Source organism: Microbacterium sp. (genome assembly GCF_035277845.1).
Classification (GTDB): Bacteria; Actinomycetota; Actinomycetes; order Actinomycetales; family Microbacteriaceae; genus Microbacterium.
Genome location: NZ_DATEJS010000053.1, coordinates 1 through 4,349 on the forward strand (window position 1 = coordinate 1; position 4,349 = coordinate 4,349).

General features: G+C 71.0%; 4 protein-coding genes and 1 pseudogene. 3 read left to right on the forward strand and 2 right to left on the reverse strand.

Going from position 1 to position 4,349, the window contains the following annotated elements; all coding sequences use genetic code 11:
- The 3 genes and pseudogenes from VJR25_RS01985 to VJR25_RS01995 form a co-directional block, all read left to right on the forward strand.
- Positions 1–199: pseudogene (locus VJR25_RS01985) on the forward strand (peptidase S53); the annotation flags it as partial.
- 268 nt (positions 200–467) lie between these two features.
- Positions 468–2,522 (forward strand): C1 family peptidase, encoded by a 2,055-nt coding sequence (locus VJR25_RS01990; protein WP_324111980.1) that lies wholly within the window; start codon positions 468–470, stop codon positions 2,520–2,522.
- Complete coding sequence (locus tag VJR25_RS01995; protein ID WP_324111982.1) at positions 2,506–2,811, forward strand: hypothetical protein; 306 nt, start codon at positions 2,506–2,508, stop codon at positions 2,809–2,811. The genes VJR25_RS01990 and VJR25_RS01995 overlap by 17 nt, the downstream gene beginning before the upstream one ends.
- Here the strand turns inward: VJR25_RS01995 and VJR25_RS02000 are convergent.
- A complete protein-coding gene (locus VJR25_RS02000; RefSeq protein WP_324111984.1) occupies positions 2,792–3,955 on the reverse strand; it encodes an AI-2E family transporter in 1,164 nt (387 codons plus the stop codon). The two genes, VJR25_RS01995 and VJR25_RS02000, sit on opposite strands and share 20 nt — an antisense overlap.
- Before the next feature lie 73 nt (positions 3,956–4,028).
- Positions 4,029–4,349, reverse strand: a 321-nt coding sequence (locus VJR25_RS02005) for a DUF899 family protein (protein WP_324111986.1), incomplete at its 5' end; no start/stop codon positions are given.

A 4,349-nucleotide genomic window follows, 5' to 3' on the forward strand; every position in this document is an offset into this window, starting at 1 on the left:
CGTACAGTCGACCGGCAGCCCGGTCGGGCTGCTGCAGCCGAAGCTGTACGCGGGGGCATCGGCCTCGGCGACGGCCGCGGGGTTCCGCGACATCACGTCCGGGAACAACGGCGCCTTCGCGGCGAAGTCGGGGTGGGATGCCTGCACCGGCCTCGGCTCCCCGGACGGCGCCGCACTGCTCACCGCCCTCGGCAGCTGAAGGTCACGGGTCCCGGCTGGCCCGCCGGCGGACGGTCGGCCGGGCTCGCGGGCGCGAACACAGGGTGGATCGGCCGGTGACGGGCTCTACAAACCCGAATCGGTCGATTTCCCCTGTACAACGTCCCGACGGGTGAGGGGCCGGCGCGCGCGAAGAGCGGACCGGCGCCGACACGCCGGGGATCCGGCGGCTGTATCAGGGTGCTGGGAGCCTCGCTCCTCTCACTGGACGATGCCGGGCCCACGGCATCCGAACCTGGGAGGCCCTCATGGCCGAGACTCCGAGCCCGCGGCTCACCACATACGGCGACGTGCGAAGGCTCATCGCGCAGAACGATCTGGGGTGGCAGGTGCTGCCCTCCATCCCCGACGACACCCCTCTGGTGCGACGGCTGCTCGGCGGGCCGACAGCGAAGCCGGCCGATCCGAGCAGGCGCGTCGACGTGCTCAAGCTCGTCGCCGACCAGCCGAGCGCCCGGCACCTCGTCGCGGCGACGTCGCCCGGTGCCGGCGCAGAGGCCGGCGCCGCGGAGGCCGGCGCCGCGGCGGGCGGCGCGGGCGGCACACGTCCGGCATCCGTCGACTGGCGCACGCACAACGGCTGGCCCACCTTCACCCGCACCCGCGACCAGTTCGACTCGGAGCACTGCTGGATCTTCGCGCCGACCGGCATCATCGAGGCGATGACGCGCATCGAGCACTGCGTCTGGGCGCCGCGCTCCGAAGGCGACGTGGTCAAAGGCCTGAGCGTCGTGGTCGGCCAGTGCGGCGACTCGGTGAACACGCTCAACTGGGCGAAGAACAACGGGCAGGCCGATCCGGGATGCATCCCCTGGCCGTTCCCGGCGGCGCGCAACGACGGCTACTGGATTCCGGGCCCGACAAACTGCGGCACCGGCTCGACGCAGCACACGACCGCGACGACCACGTTCGACCGCAGCGGCCGCACGGTGAAGGTCCCGGCGTTCACGACGCTCAGCAACACCGACGACATGAAGAACTGGATCTGGGCGGTCGGTCCCACGGTCGCGAGCTCCATCACCATCTACGACGACTTCTACGGCTACAGCGACATCTCGACCGTGTACCGGGCGGCCCCGAACCAGAGCTCGAACGGCACCCACGTCGTCGACGTGGTCGGGTACGACGACGGCAAGCAGGCGTGGCTCATCCGCAACTCGTGGGGCGGCACGCCGGGCGGCGACGACTGGGGCGACCACGGCTACGGGTGGATCGGCTACGGGCAGATCGGCATCGACTCCAACCCGATGTACGGCCTGCGCGGCATGAACCCCGACCCGTGGAGCAAGCGCTTCAACCACAACGGGGCCATGTTCGAGAGCGGCGACGGCGCCAACCACGACAACTTCGAGCTGTTCGTGCACGACCCGGGCGGCGGCATCGCGCACTGGTGGCGCGACAACGGGAACGGCAGCCTGCCGTGGGCGAAGGCATCCGGATTCGCGAACGACGCCGGCTCGGAACCGACCGCCACCGGCACCACCTTCAACCGCAACTTCGAGATGATCTACCGGTCGAACGCGAGCCGGCTGCGGCACTGGTGGTTCGACCAGACGGGCGGCACCTGGAACGACGGCGCGACCTTCGGCCCCACCAACGCGGTCGGCACACCGGGCTTCGTGGAGAGCCACTACGGCCCCGGCAACTTCGAGGTGGTCACCGCGCTCTCCAACGGCAACATGCAGCACTGGTGGCGGGACGGCGGCGGCTGGCACCCCGGTCCGGTGTTCGGCAACCCGCCCATCGTGGTGCACGCCGAGCCGCTGAACGAGGAGTCGCAGCCCGACGCCGAGCCCGAGACGAAGGACGGGATCATCATCACGCCCCCGCGTCCGATCTTCGGCAACCCGATCGCCGAGGTGGGCGGCAGCCTCATCGAGACGACGACCGGTCACCTCGAGCTCGTCTGCCTGCTGCGCAACGGCGAGCTGCAGCACTGGACCCGCGACGACGGCGGCACCTGGGGCTGGTCGGCCGTGACCACGTTCGCGGCCGGATGCCACGGGGCCCCGGTGATGATCGAGGGTCAGTACGCGCGCACCGACGAGTTCTCGTCGGGCAACTACGAGCTGGTCGTGGCGTTGACGAACGGGACGCTGCAGCACTGGTGGCGGGACCTCAGTGGCGTGTGGCGCTCGAGCGCCACGTTCGGCACGGGCATCGACAAGGCGCTGACGCTCGTGCAGAGCAGCTTCGGGTTCAACCTCGAGGTGGTCGCGCGGCGGCAGGATGGCAACATGCAGCACTTCTGGCGCGACGGCTCCGGCTGGCATGACGGGGTTGTCGTTGGCCCTGCCCTCTGAGCTCGACCTGGTGATCGGGGCGCAGTTCCGCGCCCCGATCACCGGCGCGGGCAGCCAGGGCTACCGGTGGCTGGCGACGGTCACCGGCGATGCGGATGCCGTGGAGGTGCGCACGGTCGGCGTGCCGCCGGCCGGGGACTCGCCCGGGGTGGGCAGCTACCCGAGGGAGCTGCAGATCGACGCGCGGCGGGCGGGGACCGCGACGGTGGAGCTCGCACTCACCCACGCCGGCGGGCGCGTGCGCGAACAGCACCGGATGGTGGTGCGGGTCACCGAGACCGCGTCTTGAGCGTGATCTCGGCCGTGCGCGGGTCGGGGTCGTGCCCGGCGCCGGTCACCTCGTAGGGGTCGATCCGGTATGCCGCCACGATCATCGCGTTCGCCGTCGCGATGAACGGCACCGCGAAGAACGCGCCGGCGATCCCGCCGACGGCGGCGCCCGTCGCGACCCCGAGCACGACGCCGAGCGGGTGGACCTTCACCGCGCTGCCGGTGAGCAGGGGATGCAGCACGTGGCTTTCGACCTGCTGCACGAGCAGCACGATCGCCAGCATGATGACCGCGTGCACCCAGCCGTTGAACAGCAGCGCGATGCCGACCGCGACCACCCCGCCGACGATCGCGCCCACCACCGGCACGAACGCGCCGAGGAACACGATGACCGCGATCGGGATCGCCAGCGGAACGCCGAGGATCGCCGCGCCGACGCCGATGCCGATCGCGTCGACGGAGGCGACGACGAGCTGCACGCGGATGAAGCTCGTGAGCGTCCGCCACCCGGCGTGGCCTGCGGCGAGGATGCGCGGGCGCGCGGCCACCGGGAAGATGCGCGTGACCCACACCCAGATGCCGCGCCCGTCGATGAGGGCGAAGAGCGTCGTGAAGATGATGATGAAGATCGCCTCGAGGGTGTGCACGAGGCCGAGGCCCGCCGCCGCGACGCCGGTGCCGATCTGACCGGCGTGGCTCTGGACGAAGTCGGTGAGGTCGGACACCCACTTGGTGAGCTGCGCCTCGGTGATGCCGAACGGCTGCGTGGCGAGCAGGTCGCGGGCCGACTCGATGGTCTTCTGCACCTGCCTGTCGATGTGCGGCAGCTCGTACCGGATCTGCAGGGTCACGATCGTCGCCAGCACCCCGAGCGCGGCGAACACCACGATCCAGGCGGTGATGACGGCGAGCCATTTCGGCCATCGGTGCCGCTGCAGGGCGGCGGAGAACGGCACGAGCAGCGCGGACAGCACGAGCCCGATGAGGAACGGGATCGTCACCTCCGACAGGCGCACGGCGAGCGCCACGACGACGCCGACGCCGATCAGGATGACGACCACGCGGGCCGTGTACTCCGACCCGGTGCGAAGTCCGGAGGGAATCGGGTTCGGCTGCGGGGTCGCGGGCCGCTCAGCGGTCTTGGGTCGCCGGAAGGCACTCATCCCCCGACGCTACCGGGAGCCCCGCGGCGTGCCGCCGTCCGCGCCGCGTGTCCCCCGCCGCGGCCCCGTTCCGTCAACTCCCGCCCGGGCCGTACGCCGCGGCGACATCCTTCGACGTCATCCCCTGTGCGTACGTCGGATGCTGCGGCCAGCCGTCCGGGACGTCCTGCCACTCCTCCTGCCGGCCGTACGGCAGCACGTCGACGAGCCCGAAGTTGTGCGCGAGCTGCTCGACGCCTCGGCCGTTCGTGTGCCAGGTGCGGTACACGGTGTCGCCGTCGCGCAGGAACACGTTGAACCCGAATCCGCCGTTGCGGGGTGCACCCATGTCCGCGCCGAACGGGCTGTGCGCCGTGGAGTACCACTCCATCTTGTTGCCCACCTTCTCGCGGTA

Coding starts and splice junctions, on each gene's coding strand:
- VJR25_RS01990 (WP_324111980.1), top strand. CDS start 468: ATGGCCGAGACTCCGAGCCCGCGGCTCACCACATACGGCGACGTGCGA.
- VJR25_RS02000 (WP_324111984.1), bottom strand. CDS start 3,955: ATGAGTGCCTTCCGGCGACCCAAGACCGCTGAGCGGCCCGCGACCCCG.